The organism is Dehalococcoidia bacterium (genome assembly GCA_025054935.1).
Lineage (GTDB): Bacteria > Chloroflexota > Dehalococcoidia > SpSt-223 > SpSt-223 > JANWZD01.
The window spans coordinates 265,354-289,328 of the sequence record JANWZD010000002.1; the positions used below are offsets into that span (position 1 = coordinate 265,354).

Annotated in this window: 19 protein-coding genes; all 19 read right to left on the reverse strand. The window is 66.3% G+C overall.

Going from position 1 to position 23,975, the window contains the following annotated elements:
* Positions 1-88: 88 nt before the first annotated feature.
* The 19 genes from NZ773_04030 to mraY all read right to left on the reverse strand — a co-directional run bounded on the left by NZ773_04030 (position 89) and on the right by mraY (position 23,877).
* Positions 89-1,003, reverse strand: a complete 915-nt coding sequence (locus NZ773_04030; GenBank protein ID MCS6801096.1) for an ABC transporter permease — start codon at positions 1,001-1,003, stop codon at positions 89-91.
* Positions 990-1,946 (reverse strand): ABC transporter permease, encoded by a 957-nt coding sequence (locus NZ773_04035; protein ID MCS6801097.1) that lies wholly within the window; start codon positions 1,944-1,946, stop codon positions 990-992. The genes NZ773_04030 and NZ773_04035 overlap by 14 nt, the downstream gene beginning before the upstream one ends.
* A gap of 8 nt (positions 1,947-1,954) precedes the next feature.
* Entirely contained in the window at positions 1,955-3,565 is a 1,611-nt protein-coding gene (locus NZ773_04040) for an ABC transporter substrate-binding protein (protein MCS6801098.1), read from the reverse strand.
* Between the two features lie 96 nt (positions 3,566-3,661).
* Entirely contained in the window at positions 3,662-4,738 is a 1,077-nt protein-coding gene (locus NZ773_04045; protein MCS6801099.1) for a Gfo/Idh/MocA family oxidoreductase, read from the reverse strand.
* A 69-nt stretch (positions 4,739-4,807) separates the two neighbouring features.
* Positions 4,808-5,761 (reverse strand): class I SAM-dependent methyltransferase, encoded by a 954-nt coding sequence (locus tag NZ773_04050; protein MCS6801100.1) that lies wholly within the window; start codon positions 5,759-5,761, stop codon positions 4,808-4,810.
* Between the two features lie 104 nt (positions 5,762-5,865).
* On the reverse strand, positions 5,866-7,449 hold the full coding sequence (locus NZ773_04055; GenBank protein MCS6801101.1) for an ABC transporter substrate-binding protein: 1,584 nt from the start codon (positions 7,447-7,449) through the stop codon (positions 5,866-5,868).
* 176 nt (positions 7,450-7,625) lie between these two features.
* Entirely contained in the window at positions 7,626-8,573 is a 948-nt protein-coding gene (locus tag NZ773_04060; protein ID MCS6801102.1) for a CAP domain-containing protein, read from the reverse strand.
* Positions 8,570-10,825, reverse strand: a complete 2,256-nt coding sequence (locus NZ773_04065) for a UvrD-helicase domain-containing protein (protein ID MCS6801103.1) — start codon at positions 10,823-10,825, stop codon at positions 8,570-8,572. Before NZ773_04065 ends, NZ773_04060 begins: the two co-directional genes overlap by 4 nt.
* 31 nt (positions 10,826-10,856) lie before the next feature.
* A complete protein-coding gene (gene pyk / locus NZ773_04070) occupies positions 10,857-12,278 on the reverse strand; it encodes a pyruvate kinase (GenBank protein MCS6801104.1) in 1,422 nt (473 codons plus the stop codon).
* A gap of 6 nt (positions 12,279-12,284) precedes the next feature.
* Positions 12,285-13,319 carry a DRTGG domain-containing protein gene (locus tag NZ773_04075; GenBank protein MCS6801105.1) on the reverse strand — a complete coding sequence of 345 codons (1,035 nt, stop codon included), beginning with the start codon at positions 13,317-13,319 and terminating at the stop codon, positions 12,285-12,287.
* A 193-nt stretch (positions 13,320-13,512) separates the two neighbouring features.
* Positions 13,513-14,640: a cell division protein FtsZ gene (gene ftsZ / locus NZ773_04080; GenBank protein ID MCS6801106.1), complete on the reverse strand. Its 1,128-nt coding sequence runs from the start codon at positions 14,638-14,640 to the stop codon at positions 13,513-13,515.
* A gap of 139 nt (positions 14,641-14,779) precedes the next feature.
* Positions 14,780-16,027 (reverse strand): cell division protein FtsA, encoded by a 1,248-nt coding sequence (gene ftsA / locus NZ773_04085; GenBank protein MCS6801107.1) that lies wholly within the window; start codon positions 16,025-16,027, stop codon positions 14,780-14,782.
* Positions 16,028-16,033: 6 nt separating this feature from the next.
* Positions 16,034-16,651, reverse strand: a complete 618-nt coding sequence (locus tag NZ773_04090; protein ID MCS6801108.1) for an FtsQ-type POTRA domain-containing protein — start codon at positions 16,649-16,651, stop codon at positions 16,034-16,036.
* A 197-nt stretch (positions 16,652-16,848) separates the two neighbouring features.
* Positions 16,849-17,853: a UDP-N-acetylmuramate dehydrogenase gene (gene murB, locus NZ773_04095; GenBank protein ID MCS6801109.1), complete on the reverse strand. Its 1,005-nt coding sequence runs from the start codon at positions 17,851-17,853 to the stop codon at positions 16,849-16,851.
* Positions 17,850-19,199 carry a UDP-N-acetylmuramate--L-alanine ligase gene (gene murC, locus NZ773_04100; GenBank protein MCS6801110.1) on the reverse strand — a complete coding sequence of 450 codons (1,350 nt, stop codon included), beginning with the start codon at positions 19,197-19,199 and terminating at the stop codon, positions 17,850-17,852. The genes murB and murC overlap by 4 nt, the downstream gene beginning before the upstream one ends.
* Complete coding sequence (locus NZ773_04105; protein ID MCS6801111.1) at positions 19,196-20,278, reverse strand: UDP-N-acetylglucosamine--N-acetylmuramyl-(pentapeptide) pyrophosphoryl-undecaprenol N-acetylglucosamine transferase; 1,083 nt, start codon at positions 20,276-20,278, stop codon at positions 19,196-19,198. Before NZ773_04105 ends, murC begins: the two co-directional genes overlap by 4 nt.
* A 4-nt stretch (positions 20,279-20,282) precedes the next feature.
* Entirely contained in the window at positions 20,283-21,470 is a 1,188-nt protein-coding gene (gene ftsW, locus NZ773_04110) for a putative lipid II flippase FtsW (protein MCS6801112.1), read from the reverse strand.
* A complete protein-coding gene (gene murD, locus NZ773_04115; protein MCS6801113.1) occupies positions 21,467-22,831 on the reverse strand; it encodes a UDP-N-acetylmuramoyl-L-alanine--D-glutamate ligase in 1,365 nt (454 codons plus the stop codon). The genes ftsW and murD overlap by 4 nt, the downstream gene beginning before the upstream one ends.
* Complete coding sequence (gene mraY / locus NZ773_04120) at positions 22,828-23,877, reverse strand: phospho-N-acetylmuramoyl-pentapeptide-transferase (protein MCS6801114.1); 1,050 nt, start codon at positions 23,875-23,877, stop codon at positions 22,828-22,830. The genes murD and mraY overlap by 4 nt, the downstream gene beginning before the upstream one ends.
* Positions 23,878-23,975: the final 98 nt, after the last annotated feature.

The following is a 23,975-nucleotide window of genomic DNA, read 5'->3' on the forward strand; positions in this document are numbered from 1 at the left end:
GGCCAGGCCATCCGGCCCCAGCCGGGCCGGCCAGCAGCCACCGATGGTCCTGACTGTTGCTCGCCGGGAAGAGCCAACCGCCGCGGCATCAGAGCGGGAGCCGGGAGTCGAGCGCTTCTTGGAGGCCTTCGCCGACGAGATTGACGGCGACGACGGTGGCGAAGATAAGCACTCCCGGCAAGATGGCAACATGGGGAGCGACAAAGAAGAACTGCCGTCCTGTCGCGAGCATCGCGCCCCAGTCGGGCTGCGGCGGCTGCGTGCCGAGGCCGAGGAAGGAAAGGCTCGCTGTCGCAATCAGCTTCGCCCCGATGTCGAGCGTGCCAGCCACGATAATGAGGGCAAGGCAGTTCGGCAGAACGTGGCGGAACACGATCCGGGGTGTGCTCAGCCCCAGCGCTTCGGCGGCCTGAATGAACTCTCGTTCTCGCAGAGAGAGAACATGCCCGCGGACGAGCCGAGCGTAGAGGGGGATACCGACGATGGCGACGGCGATCATGGCGTTGGTCAGGCCAGGACCTGCGGCCGCGACGATCGCGATCGCGAGGAGGACGCCGGGAAACGCCATCACGATGTCGATCAGGTGGGTGGCGATCGAATCGACCCAGCCGCCAAAGTAGCCCGCCGCCAGCCCGATCAGCACTCCCGGCACGAGGGAGAGGAGCGCTGCTCCCACGCCGGCCATGAGCGAGGTCCGGCCGCCCCAGATCAACCGGCTGAGGACGTCTCGCCCCAGTTCGTCGCTCCCGAGGAGGTATCCCGGTGATCCAATCGGGCGGAGCCGGTTGATCGTCTGCAGCTCGGTCGGGATCGGGTTGGCAAGCGGGAGCAGCGGCGCGGCCAGCGCGGCGAGCGCGATGACAAGAAGCAGCGCCGCGCCGGCAAGGGCAAGGGGGTGGCGCCGGAAGCGCCGCCAGACGCGCGAGCGCTCGCGTCCCGGCCTTGCGAGCGCCCCGGCGGGCTCAAACTGGACCGGAGTGACGAGCGGCTTAGCGTCCGCCATACCGGATCCGCGGGTCGATCCGCGCGTAGAGCAGGTCGACCAGAAAGTTGATCAGGACGAAGATCAAGGCGGTGAAGACGATCCCTCCTTGAACGAGAGGGTAATCGCGGCTGTTGATGCCGTTGACGATGAGCAGGCCGAGCCCGGGCCACGCGAAGACATACTCAACCAGCACGGCGCCGCCCAGCAAATAACCGGCCTGCGCGCCGACGATTGTGACGACGGGGATCAGCGCGTTCTTGAGGGCGTGCCGGATCAGCACCGCATATTCCGACAGCCCCTTCGCCCGGGCAGTGCGAATGTAGTCCTGCTGCAGGACCTCGACCATGCTCATGCGTGTGACCCGCGCGATAAAGGCGAGCGAGGGCAAGGCGAGCGTCACTGCTGGCAAAACAAGGAAGGGAAGGATGTCAAACGGCCCCTGCCGAACCGGCGGCGCCATGCCCTGCGGCGGAAACCAGCGGAGCTGGACGGCAAAGATGACGATCAGCACCAGGCCGGTCCAGAAGACCGGCAAGCCGACGCCGCAGAGCGCGAAGAACATCACGAGCCGATCGAGCAGCGACCGCGGGCGCGTTGCCGCGAGAATGCCGGCAAGAACTCCCACCGTCGTCGCGAGGGTGAGGCTGGCGGCCGCCAAGATCAGGGTATTGCCGAAGCGGTTCAGCACCTCGCTCAAAACAGGGCGCCGCAGGAAGATCGACTCGCCAAGGTCGCCTTGCACAAGGCGGCCGAGCCAGCGGACGTACTGAACGACGAGCGGGTCATCCAGTCCGTAGTAGGCCCGGATCGATCGCAGCACGTCCTCTGTCGCGTTCGGCCCGGCGAGCAGGGCTGCGGGGTCGCCCGGCACGAAACGCATCACCACGAACACAATCGTGGCGACGCCGAGCGCGACCGGCACGACCGCCAACAGCCGACGGATGACAAATGCTGATGCCACGCACGCCCTTAGGCGAGATAGAGGAGGTTCCAGTCGACCTCGACGTTATCTCGCATGACGAAGCCGTTTACCTCCGCCGCATGATACCAGAGCGCAATTTCGTGGTCGACGAAGACCCACGGCATATCGTTCATCAAGATGCGCTGCGCTTCGTGGCAGGCATTGCGGCGAACGGTCGGGTTGCTCTCTCGGCGGACCGTCGTCGCCAGTTCGTCGAACCGCTCATTGCGGTAGAACGCGGTGTTCAGCCCCTGCGGCGGGAAGTTGATCGAATTGAAGAGGCTGTTCAGGTAATTGTCGGGGTCGAACGTGACCGAGGAGATCCCCCGCGCGCTCATCTGGTAGTCGCCGGCGTTCCAGCGCTGGACATAGGCGGCGAATTCCTGGACTTCGAGCGTCACGCGAATCCCCACCGCCGCCAGCTTGCTTTGGATGAACTCGGCCATCGGCACTGGCTGCTGCATGCCGGTGCCTCCGGACGGAATAAGGAACCGCACCTCGAGGGTGTCGTACCCCGCCTGCCGGAGCAGCTGCCGCGCCCGGTCTGGGTCGTTGTCGTTCGCCGGCAGGTCAGGAGCGACCCATTCGCCGAAGGCCGGAGAGAAGGGGCCCCGCGCAGGCTGCCCCGTTCCCCGAAGCACATCGCGGGTGAGGGCCGTCCGGTCAAGGGCGAGGCTGACCGCGAGGCGAACGCGCGGGTCGGTAAATGGCTGAAACCGTTGGTTCAGCTGTATCGCCCAGTGCTGGCGGCTTACCCGCTGCTGCACCCGCAGCCGGCTATCGCCTCGGACGAGGTCCACTGAGTCCGGCGGCAGGTCGACGGTGAAGTTGACCTGCCCGGTCTGCAGGGCGAGCAGCCGCGCTTGGGCATCGGGGATGGCGCGCACAATCAGCTGGTCGGCATAGGCGGTCTGCCCCCAGTATTCGGGGTTCCGCTCGAGCGTCACCTGCTGTCCTTTCTGCCAAGAGACAAATCGGAACGGGCCCGTGCCGACCGGCCGGTCCGCCACTCCTCGGCCAAGCTCCTGCAGCGCCTTCGGGCTGATCATGTAGCTGGGGTTCGTTGTCAGATAGTTCATCAGCGGCGCGTAGCGCTGCCGGAGGTTGAGCCGGATCGTGTACTCGTCGACGATGTCGACGCTCGCGATCGGCGTGAGGAAAAGCCGGTAGAACAGCCAGTTGCCATCCCGGTTGTTCGGATGGTTGGGGTCGATCTGGCGGTCGAGGTTGAACTTCGCCGCTTCTGCGTTGAAGGGGGTTCCGTCATGGAACTTGACGCCCCGACGGAGCGAGAGGGTCCAGCTCATGCCGTCGGCTGCCTGTTCCCACCGCTCGGCGAGCGCGGGGAGGATCTCCGTCTTATCGGGAGACTCGCGGACGAGGGGGTCGTAGATCGCGTAGGCGATCCGGCGGGTGTAGTTGTCAGCGACCGCATGGGCGTCGAGGGTCAGCGGATCGATCGGGCTACCGTAGACGATCACGCCGCCGCGGCGCGGGCCCGCAGGAGCTTGCGTGGTGCCCGGCTGCCCCGTGGGCGCCCCGGCGCAGGCAGCAAGCAGGCCGGAGCCTGCCATTGCGGCTGACGCTGCCAAAAAGGTTCGACGCGAAATCGCTTCCATCCGAACCCCTCCTCGTTGGTAAGCAGTGACGATCGTGCGCAAGGGCAGACCGCTTGTCAAATATTCTGTGCATCCCCCCAGCGCGGCGGACGCCGCTCAGGATACCGCTGCTGCCTGACTGACAGGCGGAAGCCCGCTCGCGTTCCCGCGGTGAACGGCGTCAATCACCTCTTGGCAGCGGAGCGAATCGACGAGGTTCGGATGCTGGTCGCTGCCGTTCTCGATCGCGTCGATCAGCTTATGGACGAGCAGTCCGAAGCGGGGAACTGCCGAGCGCGCCGCCATCTCCGGGAAGACCGGCTCGGGCGTTTTAACCGGCTGAAGCGCGCGGTCGTGAGGTCCAGCGATGTGCACGTTCAGGTCGTTGTCGACCATGATCGAGCTGTCGCTGCCATAGATCTGGAGCCGGAACCCCGAGCCGGCGCGGTTGCCAAAGCCGAGCTGGATCGTGACGACGGCGCCGTTCTCGAGCGTGCCGAGGAGCGCGAAGGCGTCGTCGGCCGTCGCCTTCTTGATTCCTCCCTGCTCGTCGAGGCAGTCGGGGTTCCAGGTGCGCAGTTGGCCGGTCGCCGTTGCCCACTCTCCGAACCAGTAGCGAACAAGGTCGATGTAGTGGCTGCCCATTGCGCCGAGGTAGCCGCCGCCGAGCGCTGCGTCGTTCAGCCAGGTCCACGGGCGCGGCGGCATCCCTGCCGGCCAGCCGGCCCACTGCTCGATAGAGATGTGGCGGACCTGCCCGAGAAATCCCTCATCGACGAGCTGCTTGATGTACATCGTGTGGGGGAAGAACCGCATCGTAAACGCGGAGATGTGGGCGACGCCGTGGCGCTCAGCGGCGTCGAGCATCTCGCGCGCTTGCTGGGCGTTGACCGCTGCCGGCTTCTCGCAGAGGATATGTTTCCCTGCCTCGGCGGCGGCGACGGTCATGGGGTGGTGGAGGTAGACGGGCGCGCCGATATAGACGATATCGATCTCGGGAAGCGCCACCATCGCGCGGTAGTCGTCGAAGGCGAGCGGAGCGCCGAACTGGGCGGCCGCAGCCTTGGCCCGTTCCAGCCGAGCGCTGCAGATTGCGTACAGCTCGACATCCGGGTAGCTTGCGAAGGTGGGAAGCGGGCTTTGGGCGGCCCAAGCGGTGCCGATCGCGCCGACTTTATAGCGCTTCTTCGCCACGATGCCTCCTTAGAGAGAAAGAACGCCGGAAGCGGCGGCTCCCGGCGTCGAGCGCGTGACGGGGGATGGTTAGGACGCGGCCGCCGGCTCTTGCGGTGCCGCCTTGCGGGCGGGCTTGCGGGCGACGACAAGCATGTTCGCCCCGGCGCGCACCGGCCGGTGGACATCCTCAAGGCCGAGTTCGACGAGGTACTGCTCCAGCCGCAGGTCCAGATACTGCAGCATAAACGGCTCCGACCCGCGCTTCGCGATCTCCTCGCGGCGGGCGAGGTCGCCCGGCGTTTCCGCGGGCGGCCAGTCGAAGAAGGTGATGAGATGGCCGGGTTTTGCGAGCCGGATCATCTCTTTGACGACGGCGCGGCTGTGGTACGTCGGCATCTCGTGGAGACAGTAGCTCTCATTGACGACGTCGAAGTAGTCGTCCGGGTAGTAAGAGCAGTCGCCGGCGTCCATGTGATAGAAGAAGATGTTGTTGACGCCCCGCTCTTGGGCGAGTTTGCGCGCATAGCGGATGTTCGAGGGCGAGAGGTCGATCCCGATGACTTCGCATTCCGGCCACAGTTCGGCCATGACGAACGTCGTCGCGCCGATGCCGCAGGCGAGATCAATCGCGCGCTGCGGCTTGAGGTCGCCATACACCTTCTTCAGCCAGTACTTGATCGTCTCGGGCTGGGTGAAGTAGAAGGTCGTCCGCTTTTGAAACTCGCCGTGGTACGGCCCGAAGGCGGGGTCGAGACCGCCCGGTGTCGGGAAGGTGTGGACCGGCTTCATGAAGAAGTAGGCAGGGTACTTCGCCGGCTGGGTCGCGCCCGGAGGCATCAGGTCGGTCGCGTCGAACGGTCCGTCCATCTGCTCGAGCATGCGGAACTTGATCTTCTGCTTGATCTTGTGAATGGCCGGGAAGTACTTGGAAAGCCACAGTTCGAAAGTCATCGGCGGGCCGGCATACGCTGGGGCGCCGGGAGGGGGCGAGCCGATTACCGCCATCTTCTCTTCAAGGGTCGGTTTCTGGGTTGTGGTCACGCTCCGCTCCTCCGATAGTATCCGGGACATTGTACAACCTGCTGAAAGGAACGGGAAGGCCCGCGCCATTCCGGCGACGGGCCGGTTTCAGAAGGCGGGAAGGCTTACTTGATCTTGTAGGCGCTGTCGAAGTTGTAGATGACGAAATTGACGGGCTTCCAGCCCTTCACCTTGGGCGTCGTGACGTGGAAGGTCGGCTGGATGAGCAGATAGAGCATCGGCACGTCTTCCTTCCAGATCCGGTTCGCTTGGAGGAAGAGCTGGCGGCGCTTAGCAGGGTCGACCTCGGTGACAGCCTGGGCCATCAGCCGGTCCCATTCCGGGTTGCAGTACCACTGGCCGTTCGGGATCGGCTTGCCGCACCCCCAGAAAGAGCGGATGCCGCTGGCGAAGCCGGTGCTGTCGGTGTTCCCCTGCGCCCACAGGTCGGGGATCAGCCCGCCTTGGCCGCGCACTTTCGCAAGGATGACTGACCACTCCTGGGAGTGGATCTCGAACTCGACCCCGACATCCCGCAAGTAGCTCTGGACGGCAAGCAGCGGCTCGACGGGAGATTGCGCCGGAGCGTTGTCGATGCCGTAGGGGAGCCGGAAGCCGTTCGGGTAGCCCGCTTCGGCGAGCAGGCGCCGCGCCATCGCCGGATCATAGGGAATGACGGTGTTCGTCGGGTCCCAATAGGGGCTGGACGGGATGGAATACTGCTGCGGTGACGGCTTCGCGTAGCCGCGGAACAGGTTGTCGGCCATCGCCTGCTTATCGACGGCGTAGTTGAAGGCGAGTCGCACGCGCTTGTCTTTCAGCGGCGTGTCGCGCTGCTCGTAGGCGACCTGCGGGAAGGTGATCGACCAGTTCGTCGACTCGTCGGCGAAGATGACCATGTTCAGCCGCTTCAGCTGGTCGATCTGCTCGGCGGTGAAGCTAGTGAAGGTAATGATGTCGAACTCGCCGGTGCGCAGACCGTTGATCTTCTGCGAGTTTTCAATGATCGCCTTGAAGTAGAGCTCATCCGCCACCGGGGCGCGGAAGGCGTGCTTGACTGGGCGCTTCTTGTAGCGGATCGTATCGCCCGGCACCCATTCGACCAGTTCATAGGGACCGCTGCCCATCGGACGCTGCGAGAAGCCCTCAAAGCCGACGCGCTCGTAGTAATGTTTCGGGATGACGTAAGCGTAGGCCGACCCTGCCACCACGCTCGCGTCCGGCGCCGATAGCTCCAGCTCGACGGTCGTCGCGTTCAGCGCGGTTGCCCGGACGACCGTGTTGAAGAACGACACCTTCGCCGGCCAGCGTTGCTCTGTGTACAGGTTGTAGCTGAACGCCACATCCTCCGCAGTCAGTTTGGCGCCATCCGGCCAGTTCATGTCGTCACGGACAGTGAGCGTCCATTTCCGGCCGTCAGGCGCGAGGTCCCACTTTGTCAGCACAGCCGGCTTCACTTCGAAGTTGTCGCCGAACACTACCATCGAGTCGTAGAGCGGCGAGTAATACCAGTAGCCCGAGCTTCCCGCTGCGGGGGTGAGGTTTGAGACGAGGCTTCCTAGGATGATGTTCAGCCGCTGCTGCTCGGCGCGCTCCTCGCCAGTGGCAGGGGAAGCCGGAGCCCCAGTCGGCGCTGGCGCGCATGCTGAAATGACCAAGACCGCAATAAAGCCGAGGCGCGAAACGAGCGAACGCAATGGACCCCCCATCTGACGCGTCTTCGAGCACGCGGTCTCATCGACCCCGTTGATGAATGTGCAGTCTATCTATCTGCGATCGTGCCGTCAAGATTTTACTTGGCGTCCTGTATACAGTTTCTGACGGAATGCTTCCTCTCGGTGCACGGGAGCCGCCAGTCTCTTCGTACTGCGGCGCAGGGGAGCGCTCAGTCGGTGAACTGCTGCACGACGAGGATTCCCGACGGTCCGGCAGCGACCCCGAAGCCGGCTCGGCGGTAGCGCGGGGAGAGGATGTTCGCGCGGTGAGAGGGGCTCGCCATCAGCACCTCGTGCGCGCTGCGCGCGGTCGGCGCGAAGGCGAGGTTTTCGCCGCTCGTCCCAACGCGGACCCCAGCACGCTGCAGCCGCTCGGCCGGTGTTGAGCCGTCGGGACCGGTGTGCGAGAGGAGGCCCGCTGCGTAGAGCGTCTGGGCGTAGGCGCGCGCCAAGTCGCGCAGGCGCGCGTCAGGAATAAGGGGAGCGAGCGCGTGTTTCTGCCGCTCGGCATTCACGAGGGCGAGGAGCTCCTCTTCGGCCTGGGGGTCGATCGTGGCGCGGGCCGGGAAGAGAAGCGGGAGTGCTCCATCGGTCACCCCCACCGGCGCGGGGATGCCAAGCCGGCTGACCAGCCCGGCGGCCCAGGGCTCAACTTGCCGGACCCACGGCAGGACGAGCTTGCCCGCCTGCGACGCCTCGATCGCAGCGCGGGCAGGAGGAAAGATCGGCCAGATGCCGAGGGCAATGAGCACGATCGCGACGAGGAGCAGTCCCTTGACGGCGCCGGGGATGACGCCGGCTGCGATGTCGAGCCAAGTGAGGAAGAACGTCGAGGTGACGAGGCGACGAACCCGAGCGAGCCAGGGGAGGAGGATCAGCCCATAGCCCAGTTGAAAGGAGATAACGAGCGCTCCGAAGGTGAGCAGATTCACGACCCACGCTGGCTGTCCGAGGGGGGCTGCCGCCAGCGCTGCAAGCGGCGCAAACAGCAGAGCCGCCAGCCAGACCGATCCGGCAAGCCCGAGCAAGTCGCAGAGGCCGAGAAGAAACCCGCGGCGTAACCCCGTGAGCGCGCCGAGCGAGAGCGGGATGAGCAGTTGGAGGTCGACGAGGGTCACCGGCCGGGGATCTTCTCGAGCTTCGCGATGCTCTGCAAGAGCTTCCGGATGCCGACCTTCGGGTTGCGGAAGGCGACCGTCACTTCGAGGTCATCGCGGAGCGGTGCGAGCTGGATGACGGTTCCCTCGCCGAGCAGTGCTTGACGGACGCGGTCGCCCGGCTTGAAGGGCGGGGAACTGGCCGCCTTGCCGCGCCCCTGCGTCAGGCTGCCGGCGCGCACCAGCGGCAGACTGAACGCTGCGTGGCGGATGACGATCGTCTCCGGCTCGCGGGTCTCGGGCGGGATGTCGTCGAGAAAGCGCGACGGCGGCTGCGGGTCGTTTCGCCCCCAGAGGTTGCGCCGATAGGCGCGGAAGAGGTAGAGCCGCTCTTGGGCACGGGTGACGCCGACGTAGAGCAGCCGCCGTTCCTCCTCGATCTCCTCGAGGCTCTCCTGCTCAGCCTGGATCGCGCGGCTGTGGGGCAGGAGCCCCTCCTCGAGCCCGATGATGAAAACAACGGGAAATTCCAGCCCCTTGGCAGCGTGGAGCGTGATCAGCGTCACGGCGTCGGCAGAGCTGTCGGTCTGGTCGACCGCAGTCAGGAGGGCAACCTTCTCGAGGAAGGCAGTGAGCGCTTGGCGCGGCGGGAAGGACGCAAACTCGGAGGAAGCGGCGGCCAACTGGCGGATGTTTTCGAGCCGATCTGATCCTTCAGCGGTGGCCGGCGCGAGAAACTCGTAGTAGCCTGTGCGGCGTACCACCTCCTCGATCAGCTCGGGCAGGGGGCGCTCCTCACTCTCGGAGCGGAGCTCCTCGATCAGGGCGACAAAAGCGGCGATCGCGCCGCGCGCGCGTCCGCCGAGGTCATGGTCGCCCCGCTGGACTGCGGTGAGCGTTGTCCAGAGCGGCTGGCTGGCTGCCCGCGAGAGCCGCACGAGGTCATCGACCGTCTTCTGGCCGATCCCGCGCGGCGGCACATTGAGGATGCGGGTCAGCGACACGGCGTCGAGCGGGTTCTGGAGGATCCGCAAGTAGGCGAGGACGTCTTTCACCTCTTTGCGTTCGTAGAAGCGCGTTCCGCCCACCAGGCGATACGGGATGGCGTAGGCGTTGAAGCGCTCTTCAAGCGGCCGCGACTGTCCATTCGTCCGATACATCACCGCGAAATCGCGATACGACCGCTGCTCCTCGCGCATGAGGCGTTCGATCTCCCGCGCGACTTCGGTTGCCTCCTCTTCCTCGTTCGCCAGCTCCCGAACGACGATCTTTCGTCCTCTTCCCCGGTCCGCGACCAGCTCTTTCGGCTTGCGCTGCGTGTTGGCCGCGATGATTCCTGCGGCCGCGTCGAGGATGTATTGCGTCGAGCGATAGTTCTTTGTCAGGACGACAACTTTGGCATCGGGAAAGTCACGCTCAAAGTTGAGAATGTTGCGAATATCGGCGGAGCGGAACCGATAGATCGACTGATCGGGGTCGCCGACGACGGCGAGATTGCGATGTTTCGCGGCGAGGATCTTCACCAGTTCATATTGGGCGATGTTCGTATCTTGGAACTCATCCACCATCACGTGGAGGTAGCGTTCTTGATAGCGCTCGGCGACGGCAGGCACCAGACAGAAGAGGCGAACCGTCTCGGCGATCAGGTCGTCGAAATCAAGCCCGCGGCTCTCCCGAAGCCGCTCTTGGTAGAGGGCGTAAGCGCGATGAACAATTTCCTCGAAATAGGTGCGGGCGTAGCGCGCTGTCTCCTGGTCGGGCGGGAGAAGCTCCGCCTTCAGCCGGCTGATGGCGTTGAGCACCGCTTTTGGGTTGATCTGCCGCTCATCGAGCCGCAGCTCGGCGAGCACCCATTTCATGACGCGGAGCTGATCGTCATCGTCGAAGATATGAAAGTGCGGGTCGATCCCGATTGCTTTGCCCTCCGCGCGCAGGATCTGGGCGCAGAGCGCATGAAAGGTGCCCGCCGCCAGTTGGTCGGCGCGGTTGCCGACGAGGCGCTCGATCCGGTCGATCAGTTCGCGCGCCGCCTTGTTGGTAAAAGTGACCGCCATGATGCGGCGCGGGGAGACACCGATCGTTCGGATGAGATAGGCGACGCGGTGGCTGATGACCCGCGTCTTGCCGCTCCCGGGTCCGGCGAGGATGAGCAGCGGGCCACGGATAGTTGTGGTGGCGTCGCGCTGGTCGTCGTTCAGGCCGCGGAGGATCGGGTCCTCCCCGCTTGTCAGCGGCAGCGGGCGCTCTTCGGCACGGGGGCAGGCATCGCTCACAGTCGAACTGTAGTTCTCCCCTCGCTGCCCGTCAAGTTCTTGAGCGGGGGAGATCGAGGAGGGTGAAGTAGTTTGTTCTGCCTCGCGGTCCCGTCGGGGTGCCGCCGACGACAATGACGGAGTCGCCGGGCGAAGCGAGCCCTTCGGCCAGCAGCCGTTCCTGCAGTGCGGAAAGCGTCTCGTCCATCGTCGGCTTGAACGGCTGATAGATGGCGGTCACCCCCCACCACAGCGCCAGCGAACGGCGCACCTCCTCGCTCTCGGTCACGGCGATGATCGGGGTCGTTGGCCGGAAACTGGAGATCAGCCGCGCCGTGAAGCCGCTCCGGGTCATGGCGACGAGCGCGCGGGCGTGGATTCCGCTCGCGAGGACACACGCTGCCTGCGCGATCGCTTCAGAGCGCCCGCCGTGCGGCTCCAGTTGGGTCGGGCGCGTCACCTCGGCGGCCTCCGCGCTCGTGGCGATGCGGCTCATGGTCTCAACGGCGAGCACTGGATAGCGCCCGGTGGCAGTCTCGGCCGACAGCATGACGGCATCTGCGGAGTCGAAAATCGCGTTCGCGACGTCAGACACCTCGGCGCGCGTCGGGCGTTCCTGCACTGTCATCGATTCGAGCATCTGGGTGGCAACGATCACTGGCCGGCGGTGCGCGCGCGCTTGCCGCGTAATCCGCTTCTGGATCGCCGGCACCTGTTCCAACGGCACTTCGACGCCGAGGTCCCCGCGCGCCACCATCACGCCGTCGGAAACAGAGAGAATGCGGTCGAGGTGGTCGACCGCCTGCGGCTTCTCGATCTTGGCGATGACCGGCGTCTTGGCGCCGAGGGAACTGATGAACTGCTTCGCCTCGCGAACATCATCAGGACGCCGGACAAACGAGAGCGCAACGTAATCCACCCCGATCCGAAGCCCGTGCTGCAGGTCGTCGCGATCTTTCTGCGTCAACGCATGGGCCGACACTGTCACTCCCGGCAGATTGATCCCTTGGCGCTCCCGAAGGACACCGCCAGTGACGACCTGGGTCCGGACGGAGTCGTAGTCCACGTCGAGCACGACGAGGCTGATAGCGCCGTCGGAAAGGAGAATGCGGTCGCCCGGACGGACATCGGTGGGGAGGCTGAGATAGTTCGTCGAAATCATCTCCGGCGTGCCGAGCACCGGACGGGTCGTGATGATCAGCTCCTGCCCCGCGTGGAGCTCGATGGGCTGGCCGTCGACGTTGCGGCCGGTGCGGATCTTCGGTCCCTGCAGGTCGAGCAGGACCGCAACGTTGCGGCGGGCACGCGCGGCCGCCTCGCGGACGAGTTTCGTCAGCCGTTCACGCTCGCTCGGTGTGCTGTGCGAGCAGTTGAGCCGGGCGACGTCCATCCCGGCGATAACGAGCTGCTCGATCGTCGACGGCTCGCACGACGCCGGCCCGAGCGTCGCGACGATCTTGGTGCGGCGTGCCACGCGAGGCTACGATGACGCGCCGGCAGGGGCGCGGATCAAAGCAAGATCGAGATGCGCCGCAACGAGGTCGGCGACGAGCGGGACATTCGCTGGAACGCTGAAGCGCGACGTCGGGAACAGCTCTTCGAGTTGCTCCATGACAGCAAGGGTATCCTGCTTGACCATGATAAGCGGGACATCTTCTTCTTCGGCGCGTGCTAGCACGATCGGATTTGGCACGATATTGCCGGCCAGCACGAGACAGCGCGTATCGGTCTCGAGCGCCGCGAGGTGAATATCCGGCCGGCTGCCGTGAGCGATGACTGCTTTCCGGCGGAAGCGCTGGAAGTACTCCGACGCTTTGCCCAGGACGACCGTTCCGACCATGAAATGCTCGACGACCTCGCCGGCCCGGTGGTGACTGTTCATGATCTGGCCGCCAAGGTGGTCAGCGAGCTGCTGCACGGTCACCGCTGACAGCGTCTCCTCGAACGGGATCGCCCCGAGGAAACGCCCCCCGCGCGCCTGAAAGAACCGGCGGAAGCGCTCCTCGGCGCCGCTCCACCGCTGTCGGGGCACCGCGTTGATCACCACGCCGAGCAGCCGTTCGCCGACAGCCTCATGGGCGGCGAGCGCCTCGTCGACGACGGCATCGCTCTCGTAGCGCGCCACGACGATCACCGACGCCTCTAAGGCGTCGGCCAGTTCCCGCGCCGAGAGACCGAGCGCGCGCCCTTGGGCGGGGGCGGCGCCGCCCTCGACGATCACAACCTCCTTTCCCGCTCCGGCGTCGCGTGCGGCAGCGATCACTGCCTCGCGGTCGAACGGCTGGCCATCGAGCAGCTTGCCGAGTGCGGCGCCGCCGAGCGAGGCCCCTGCTGCCGGGTTGGCCACGCCGAGCAGTGTGCCGAGGAAGCGGGCATCCGGCGACGAGGCGGGCGGCGTGTCATCCGCCTCAAATGCTTTGAAGTAGCCGACACTGCGGCCGTCGCGCCGGAGGAGCTCCGCGAGCGCCGCTGCCAGCATGGTCTTGCCCGCCCGAGGGCGCGTGGAAACGATCACTAGTGAGTGCAAGTTGTGCCTCCGTACCGAACTCCGCGCTCGGGACGCTCAACGCGCGTCTAGCGCGGCGAACCGCGCCCGCTTCGATTATAGGACTACCGCGCTTCTGAGACGACGGCCGCGCCACGGCATTCCCCGCTCAGCGCGCTCTCCGTCATCCGGCAGGGAACGGGGCGTCGGCCGCGCCCGCTGCTTAGCGCAGGCCTTGGCGGCGGAGGAACGGTGGGATATCGATATCCTGAACGCCGGGGTCGATTGTGGGCAAGCTCGGCAATGTCCGCGGACGGTCGGCCGCCGGCTGGGGCTGGGAAACCGGCCGCCCCTGCGGCTGGTAGAGCGGCGGTTGCGCTTCGGCTTGGCGCGTCTGCAGGCGGGCATCGAACCCGGTGGCGACGACCGTGATCCGAACCGTCTGATCGAGCGTCGGGTCGAAGGTCATACCGAAAATGATGTTCGCGTCCGGGTCTGCCGCTTTGCTGATGATCTCCGCCGCTTCGTCCACCTCGTAGAGCGTGAGATCTTCTCCACCTGAGACAACGAACAGTACGCCCTTCGCGCCGTCGATCGACTGGTCGAGCAGCGGGCTATTGATCGCCATGCGGGCGGCGTCGGCGGCGCGGGTGTCGCCGTGCCCTTCCCCAATCCCCATTAGCGCCGAGCCCGCGTCTTTCATGATTGAGCGCACGTCAGCGAAGTCGACGTTGATCTCGCCGGGAACGGTGATCAGCTCCGAGATCCCTTGGATGCCTTGGCGCAGGACGTCATCCGCATATTTGAATGCGTCGCGGGCGCGCGCCTTCTTGTCGAGCACGGCTTTGAGCCGATCGTTCGGGATGACAATGATGGTATCGACCTTCTCCTTCAGGCGGAGAATGCCCTCCTCGGCGTACATCCGGCGCTTGTTGCCCTCCCAGCTGAAGGGACGGGTCACGACCGCAACCGTGAGGGCGCCGGCTTCGCGGGCGAGCTCGGCGACAACGGGAGCGGCGCCGGTTCCCGTGCCTCCGCCCATGCCCGCGGTAATGAACACCATGTCGGCGCCGCTGATGACCGAGAGGATCTCGTCGCGGCTTTCCTCAGCTGCCTTCATGCCCTGCTCCGGGTTGCCCCCGCAGCCAAGACCCTTCGTCAGCCGGTCGCCGATGCGGACCCGCGTTGGGGCTTCGGAGCGAATGAGGGCTTGGGCATCGGTGTTGATAGCGATGAATTCCACCCCCCGAATGCCCTCTTGAATCATGTGATCGACCGCGTTGCTGCCGGCGCCGCCCACGCCGATGACTTTGATGACGGCGACGTTTTCGTGCTCGGCCGAGTCGTACATGGACCCGTTCCTTTCTCTCCGGTACCCGGCCCCGTCAATTTCGCCCTCGGAGGGCCGGCTCGGATTGTGACATAGGCTCCTCGCCCATGCAAGCAAGAAAGCCAGCGATGGCTCCCTCGTTTGCTCGCTTCGGCGCAGGTTAGGAGGGGAGCAGTTCGCGTGCCCAGCCGATCAAGCGGCGGGCAAGCGCTGCTCCTCCTGACCGCCGCTTTGCCGGGTGAGCGGTCCGCGAGTCGACCTCGCTTGCTCGCAGCCCCCACAGCAGCAGCCCGACGCTCGTCGCGTAGGCAGGGTCGGAGACGGTATCAGTCAGCCCGCGAAGGCGGCGCGGCCGGCCCACGCGGACCGGCATCCGATAGGCCTCGCGCGCGAAGGCGTCGATCCCAACCAGATTGGCGCTTCCGCCCGTCAGGACGATGCCGGCCGGCAGCAAGCCGTCGTAGCCCGAGCGCTTCACGTCGGCGATGATCATCTGGAGGATGTCGTCAACGCGCGCTTCGACGATCTCGCAGAGGTGGCGGCGCGACTCCTGCCGTTTCTCCTCGGCGCCAAACGCCGGCAGATCGATCAGGTCATTGGGGGGAACGAGCCGGGGCTGTGCTTGGGCGTAGCGCGCTTTCAGCTCCTCCGCCACTTGGAACGAGGTGCGCAGCGTCACTGCGATGTCATTCGAGAGGTGCCAGCCGCCGACCGGAAGACAGGACGTATGCCATACCGCGCCGTCGACGAAGAGCGCTACGTCCGTCGTGCCGCCGCCGATATCGGCAAGGAGGACCCCCATCTCCTTCTCTTCCTCGCTCAGCACTGCCTCCGCCGAGGCGAGCGGCTGGAGCACGAGGTCGTCCACATCGACGCCGGCCAAGTTGACGCACTTTGTCAGGTTCTGGATCGATGTCGTCGCGCCAGAGATAAGGTGGGTCTCAACTTCGAGCCGAAACCCGTGCATGCCGATCGGGTTCTTCACCCCTTCTTGGCCGTCGACCGTATAGGAGCGCGGGATGATGTGGATCAGCTCGCGGTTGGAGGGGATCGGGATCGCGCGCGCCGACTCGATCACCCGCGTCGAGTCGTCCAGCGTGATCACCCGGTCGGGATGGGTGATGGCGATCACGCCGCGGTTGTTTTGCGAGCGGATGTGGTCGCCCGAGATGCCGACGTAGGCGGAGACGATCTTAAAACCGCTTGTTCGCTCCGCTTTCTCGATTGAGGCAACCACAGACCCCACGGTCGCGTCGAGGTCGACAATCGAACCTTTCTTCAGCCCCCGAGCCGGAGCAACCCCGACGCCCAGGATCTCTGTTTCCCCGCCGCGGCCCCGGCCACCAACAAGGGTACAGATTTTTGTCGTTCCGATGTCGATCGCCGCGATTACTCGGTCGTTTCCCACTGCCGCCTACCGGATGAATGGCCGGGCGCCGAAGCGGAGATCGACTGCGGTGAACGAGATCTTGCGGGCGCGGGCCGTCTCGACAATCGCTTTCAGCGTCGCGAGTTTGTACTCAAGGTCTTCGCCGTCCCCAAACCGGGCTTGCCAGCCTCCGTCGGTGATGACGAGCAGCCCTCCTCTCTCACTATACTCGAACCGCTTCGCTTTCACCCCCACCAGCGGCGGCAGCGCGCGGTCGAGCGCTACCGCCAGCTTGACGGGCTCAGGCGGGACGCGGGCGCCCGGCTTCAGCGGAGCACTGCTCCCAGAGATCACGACCGGAAGCGTCGGCGCTGCTTGGGGGATCACCTCAAGCACGACCCCTTCCTCGTCAATGAGATAGCGTGTGCTCCCTGCCTGCCAGATCGCCCACGGCGTCCGTTCTTCGAGCGTCAGTTCGATTTCCCCCGGCAGGCGGCGCGTTACGGTGACGCTCTTGATCCGCGGAAGAGCGGTCAGCGACTCGGCGATCGCGCGGTCCGACACTTCGAGCACATGCCGCCCCTCCAGGCGCGCTGCCGCGATCACGTCGCCGGGGGAGATCGTTTGAAGACCGCGAACGTGCACCTGAGAGACCCGGAACATCGGCTGATTATAGAGAGTAACGAGACCTGCAGCCACGAGAGGCGCCGCCAGCAGGGGGAGGACGCGTTGCCATGAGGGGAGGGGGATCGCCGCGAGCCGAAGGTATACCCGCCGCCAGAGCGCCCGCCGAGGAGAACGGCCGGCGACCCGACGGCGGCCGAAGGCCCAGCTGATACTGCTCTGGCGCACAGCGAAGTTCACCGCTCCGCCTCGCCCACAATCTGGATCTCCAACTCGAGGAAGACACCCCACTGCGCGAAGACCCGCTCACGGACGAGGTCAACGAGCGCAAGCACGTCGGCTGCGGTGGCACCGCCCAAGTTGAGCATGAAGTTCCCATGCAAGTCGGAGACGCGCACCGCCCCGACCTGCGCACCTTTCAGATTCGCCCGCTCGATCAGCCAGCCCGCCGCGGCTTCCGGCGGGTTCTTGAAAATTGAGCCCGCCCCGGCGCCGACGGGCTGCGTTCGGCGGCGGTACTGCGAGTATTGCGCGACGGCAGCGCGCAACGTAAGAGGATCGCCGCGGCGGAGCGCGAACTTGGCGGCAAGGACGACCGGCCGCGGACAGGAGGGGGCTGCCTCCTTGAGTAGGCTGGCGCGGTACGTCAGCCCCAGTTCCGCTGCCGGCCGCCACACCGGCACGTCGCTCGCCGGGTGGAGAAGAAGGGCGGCGGTCATGCTGCTCGCCATCTCACCGCCGTGCGCGCCGGCGTTGTTGACGACTGCGCCGCCGACAGTGCCGGGAATATCCACCGCCCATTCGAGCCCTGCCCAGCCCGCCAGCGCCGTTCGCCTCGCCAATGCCGCAAGCGGCATCCCCGCCTCGACCGTCAGCTCGAGCGTCTCAGCAGCCGGCTGTTCGTTAGCAAGAGCAAGCGCTTCCTCCAGCGAACGTTGGCGCGGCGGCCGACTGCCGGACGGCTCGCCCATCACTTGCCGAGCACGGCTCTCAATGACGACGCCCCGGACCCCGCCGTCGAGCACGAGGAGGTTGCTCCCTCCTCCGATCACGAGGACGGGGAGGTCCTCTTCCCACGCCGCCCGCACCGCGGCAATCAGCTGGGGGAGTGTCCGCGCTTGGACATAGGCGTCTGCCGGACCGCCGATGCGGAAGGTCGTGTGCTTCGCGAGCGGCTCGTCGAACCGCACCGGGACAACCCCGCGCAGCCGCGCCGCGAACGCAGTTCGCCGCTCGTTCATCTGGTGAGCCGTTCGAGCACAAGCCCGGCTGCCCGGGAGATATCGCCGGCGCCGATGAGCGCGAGCACATCGCCCGGCCGCAGTTCTGCCGCTACGGCTGCGGCCGACTCTTCGACTGACCCGGTTGCGCGCACGTCAGGATGCTGAATCGCCGCAGCGAGGTCCGCAGCGCGGATGCCCCACACATCGCGCTCGCGAGCGGGGTAGATATCGGCGATACGGACGAGGTCGGCCTCGCCGAAGGCGGTCGCAAACTCCGGCAAGAGCAGCTTCGTCCGGCTGAAGGTATGGGGCTGATGGAGGCAGACAATCCGCCGCCGCGGATAGGCCACGCGCAGCGCCGCGAGCGCAACCCGGATCTCCGTCGGATGATGGCTGTAATCATCGATCACGAGCACGCCGTTCGCTTCCCCCACCGGCTCCAGCCGCCGCTTGGCTCCTCGGAAGCGTTCCAGCGCCGCGGCCGCCGTCTCGACCGCAACCCCCGCTGCGCTTGTCGCCGCGAGCGCGCCGAGCGCGTTTTGCACATTATGCCGCCCCGGCACCGCGAGCCGAACCGTGAGCGCATGGTCGCCGGCAAGCCGAAACTGGCTGCTGCTCCCCTCGAGCGTAATCGCCTCTGCCCGCCACGTTCCCCCCGCGAGGCCATAGGTGTCGACGGCGCAGCCCGTCTCCTCCCAATGCCACCCGCGCAGCCACGGGTCATCCCAGCAGAGGATCAAGCGCGAGCGCACCTGGCGGGCGAACTGGCGGAAGGCGGCGCGGATTTCGGCAAGATCACGGTAGAGGTCGAGGTGGTCTGCTTCGACGTTCGTAATCACCGCGATCTCCGGAGCGAGATGGAGAAAGCTCCGGTCGTACTCGTCAGCCTCGGCGACCAGCCAGGGGCCGGCGCCTCTCCTCGCGTTCGTGTCGAGGCCGCGGATCACTCCTCCGACGAGGAAGGTCGGGTCCTCTCCCGCCTCAAGGAGAATGTGGGCGATCATCGCGCTGGTCGTCGTCTTGCCGTGCGTGCCGGCGACCGCAATCCCGCGCCGTCCTGCCATCAGCTGGCCGAGCAGCGCTCCCCGCTTGATAATCGGGATCCCAGCAGCGCGCGCCGCCTCGAGTTCCGGGTTGTCCGCCGGGATTGCGGCGCTCACCACTACCAGCTGGGCATCGCCGATATTGGCTGCCGCATGGCCTTCGTACAGCTGCGCGCCTCGCGCGGCGAGCCGTTTCGCAAGGGGCCCTAACGACAAATCTGACCCGCTGATGCGATGGCCATCCTCCTGCAGCACCGTTGCGAGGGCGCTCATCCCGATGCCCCCGATGCCGACAAAATGGATCCGGTCTGGCAGTTTCATTGCTTCCCCAGCTCAAGAACGAGACCCCCGAGCGCGGCGGCAGCATCGGGGCGGGCAAGCGCGCGGGCAGCGGTCGCCATCCTCGCGAGGCAGTCCGGCATCGCTGCCAGCGCGAGGACCGTAGCAGGGAGTTCGTCCGCCCGCTCATTGGGCAGAAGCACGCTTGCTCCTTTTCGCGCCAAGTATTCGGCGTTCTTGATCTGCGACGAGAACGGACCGGGCACGAGCAGGCTCCCCCGGCCGACGGCGGGATATTCGCCGAGGACTGAGGCACCAGCCCGCGAGACGATCAGGTCGGCGGCGGCGAGCGCGGCCGGCATCTCTGCCTCAAGATACGCCGCGGGATGGTAGCGAGTCTGCCAGTGGGGCGGGAGCGTCTTACGGGCGGCTGCCACGCGGTCGTAGTCCGCCTGGCCGGTAAGGTGGATGACCTGTCCTCGCTCGAGAAGTTGCTCCAAGCCGGCCAGCACCGCCTCGTTCAGCCGCCGCGCCCCAAGTGAGCCGCCGACGACCGTCACCGTGAAACCGTCTGGCGCGAGCCCCAACTCCCTGCGCGCGGCGGCCGCCTCGCGCGGCCGGAACCCTGGCCGAACAGGATAGCCGGTGACGACGACTTCTCTCGCAAGGAAAGCGCGCGCCTCGGGTGTCGAAGCGGCGACGACGGTGGCGACCCGGCTGAGGAAACGCACCGCCCAGCCCGGCACGACATCCGGCAGGTAGACAAGCGACGGGATGGCACGCAGCCGCGCTGCCAGCACCGCCGGCGCAGAAACATAGCCGCCGGTCGCCAGCACGACCGCAGGGCGAAACGATTCGAGCAGCCGGAGCGCTGCGCGAACCCCTGCCATGGTTGCGAAGAGACCGCGCGCCATTCCGACCGGGCTGCGCCCGCGCAGGGCGCCGACGGGCAAGGAGACGTAGCGCACCCCCGCGCGCTCGACGATCTCGCGCTCGAGGCTGCGTCCGCTGCCGGCCCACAGGGGCTCGATAGGGGCTCCTGCTGCACGCAGCCAGTCGAGGACGACGAGCGCGGGATAGAGATGTCCGCCCGTGCCCCCGCCGGTGAGGAGAAGCCGCATCGCGCTACCGCTCGACAGCAGGATGGCGCGGGCGTCCGGCCACGCGGGGAGGGGGAGGCGCGTCGGGCATCGGCAGCGCGGCCGCTTCTTCTGGTTCGGGTGGCGACGCTGTCCGCGAGATGTTAAGAAGGATGCCGACCGCGCAGAATGTCGCCATCAGCGCTGACCCGCCGTAGGAGATAAACGGCAGCGGGATCCCCGTGAATGGAATGGTGCGGGTGATCCCGCCGATATTAATGAAGGCCTGCAGACAGAGCCATGTCGTAATGCCGGCTGCAAGCAGGGCGCCAAACCGGTCGGGACAGCGGGCGGCGGTCCGGAAGCCGCGGATGCCGAAGAGGACGAAGAGCGAGATCACGACGACGGTTCCGATGAAGCCGAGTTCCTCAGCGATGATCGCGAAGATCGCGTCCGAGTGCGAACCGAAGACATAGAAAAATTTCTGCCGGCTCGAACCGAAGCCGAGCCCGGTCAGCCCGCCGCTGCCGATCGCGATCAGCGACTGGATGATATGGAAGCCGTTTCCAAGGGGGTCTTTCCAGGGGTCGAGGAACGCTTCGAGGCGGCTGCTACGGTAGCTTGCGGCGAGCAGGAGCGGCGTGAGGGCCGCGATCCCGCCGAAGATGGCGATCATGAAGGTAGACGGAGCGCCGGCGAGATAGAACAGGACAATCGCGGTTGCCACGATGACGACGGTCGTGCCGAGGTCCGGCTGCAGCAGGATTGGGACGACCATCGCTCCGACGATCAGGCCGAAGGGGATGAAGCCGCTGCCGAGGCGCTTGATCCGCTCAGGGTGGTCGGCCAGCCAGGCCGCGAGATAGAGGATCAGCGCCAGCTTGACAAACTCGCTCGGCTGCACCGCGGGAAGCGGTCCGACCTGGATCCAGCGTTGGGCGCCGTAGACATTCACTCCCACGCCCGGGATCAAGACGAGGAGGAGCGCCGCGATGCCGCTCAAGGCGATCGGGAACGCCAGCCGTCTCCAGAAGGTGAATGGAATGCGCCAGCAGACCACCATCAAGATCGCCCCCGGCACTGCGAAGATCAGCTGGCGCGCGATGAAGTAGGTAGGGTCGTTGTACTCTGCCATCGCGAGAGCGAAGGAGGCCGAGTACAGCGCCTGCAGGCCGACCATCACTAAGATTGCAACGACGCCGAGCAGCAGGTAATCGGCGCGCTGGCGGGTCATCGTTCCCTCGCCAGCCGCCAGACGAGCTGTCGGAACGCGTCGCCGCGCGCTTCGTAGTCGCGGAACTGGTCGAAGCTGGCGCAGGCGGGAGAGAGGAGCACGACATCGCCCGCCTGCGCGACAGCGACTGCTCGCTCCATCGCCTCCTCGAGCGTGGCGCGCTCATCGACCGCGGCGAGCCCAGCAGCGGCAAGCTGAGCGGAAAGCGCCGGACCGATTTCGCCGAACACGATCGCGCGCTTCACGCGCTGGGCAGCGACGGCGACCAGTTCGTCGAAGGGAAGGTTCTTCGAGCGTCCCCCGGCAAGCCAGATGATCGGGCGGTCGAACGTGCGAAGCGCCGCCACGGCGCGCGCCGGCGAGGTCGCGATGCTGTCATTGACGAACAGCACACCGCCGCGCTCGGCGACCGGTTCGAGCCGGTGCGGCACGCCGCTGAAGGCCCGCAGCGCCTCGCGGATGGCATCGTCAGGCGCTCCGGCGGCACGCGCGGCTGCTGCCGCGGCTAGCGCATTCGAGATATTATGTCGACCAGGCAGCCGCAGCTCCCCCGCCGCGACAATCTTCCGCGTCGTGCCGTCGGCGAGCCACAGCGCGCCGTCGGCAAGGAAGGCGCCCCGTTCCACGGGCTGCTCCAGCGAGAACCAGTGGACCTCGCTTGCTAGCCCCTCGGCAAACCGGACGACGTTTGGGTCGTCACGATTGAGGATCGCCACGTCGCCGGCGCGCTGGTAGCGGACAATGTTTCGCTTCGCCTCGTAGTACTCCTCGAGCGAGGCGTGTCGGTCGAGATGGTCGGGCGATAGCACCGTCACCACCGCGACAGCGGGGCTGCGGTCAAAGATTGCGAGCTGAAAGCTGGACAGTTCCATTACGACCACGTCTTCCGGCGCGATGTCGGGCAGGGCGCTGATGAGCGGAAGGCCGATGTTGCCGCCGACCCAGACCCGCTTCGGCCCCCGACGCAGAATTTCCCCGATCAAGGTCGTCGTCGTGGTCTTGCCGCTCGAGCCGGTCACCCCGATGATGGGAGCGGGGCACCGCTCCACCACCAGCAGCGGTTCCGACCGGAGCGGGATGCCGGCAGCCCGCGCCGCGGCCACCATCGGCGTCGTGAGGGGCACCCCCGGCGAAAGAAACAGGGCATCCGCCGTCAGCGCATCTTCGACCCGGTTCGCGCCGAGGACCAGCCGCACGGGCAAGTCGCCGACCTGACGGAGAGCGGCGCCGAGCGCAGCCGGACGGCGCAGGTCGCTGACAGTCACGCGCGCGCCGAGGCTCGCGAGGTAGCGGGTCAGCGCGGCGCCTTCGCGGCCGAGGCCGACGATGGTCACCGTTGCGCCTGCATACGGGTCGGTCATGAGGGCACCGTCAGCGCCAGAGCGATCCCGATCATTGCGCACAGCATGCCAACCAGCCAGTAGCGTGTCACGATTCGGGTTTCCGGCCACCCCAGCAGTTCGAAGTGATGGTGGAGCGGCGCCATTCTGAACAGCCGCTTGCCCTTCGTCAGCTTGAAGTAGCTGACTTGGAAGATGACCGAGAGGGTGGTGACGACGAAGGGCAGCCCAACGACCGGGAGCAGGAGCCACTGCCCGGTCATCAGAGCGACAACACCAAGCGTGCCGCCGAGCGCGAGCGAGCCGGTATCCCCCATGAACACCTGGGCGGGATGAGCGTTGAACCACAGAAAGGCCAAGATCGCTCCGGCAACGGTAAAGCAGAACGTGACGAGGTAGGACTGTCCCTGCAGGTACGCGATCACCCCGTAGGCAGCGAACGATTGCGCTGCGAGGCCGCCCGCCAGCCCGTCGAGCCCATCGGTCAGGTTGACGGCGTGGCTCGTTCCCATGATCACGAAGGCTGCTATCGGCAGATAGAGCAGCCCCAGCGAATAGCCGCCGACAAACGGGATGTTGATCTTGTCGAGCCGCAGCCCGAAGTGAAGCATCAGGGCCGCCGTCACCGAAATCAGCAACAGCCAGACAAATTTGAAGCGCGCTGTCAGCCCCGTCTTCTCTCCTCCTGCCAAATTGAGCAGGTCGTCGATCGCTCCGAGGATGCCGGAAGCGACGAGCACGCCGAGCGGCACCAGCATCGAGAGTCGGCCGATGAGGTTGAGCGGAACTGTCACGATGAAGACGGTAATGAAGATCAGCAGGCCGCCCATGGTGGGGGTGCCGGCCTTGACCGAGTGCGTCTTCGGCCCCTCGAGGCGGATCTGCTTGCCGATGCGGTGGCGGACTAAAAACCGGATCAGCGGCCGGCCCCACGCAAGCCCGATCAGGAATGCTAATGCCGCCACCGTCAGCGCGTAGGCCATGACGAGCGCCGTAACATCGCCGACCGGCACGAACTGCTCTGCTTCGAGCAGGGTCGCCTCGTGGAGCGGGAGATCAGCGCGCATCGCAGCGATCATCCATGACGACGGGTGAGCAGGACATCCCCTCGCCGACCAAGCGCACGCTGTGCCCGCCGCGGCGCCGTTCGGGGCCAGCGGGGGGC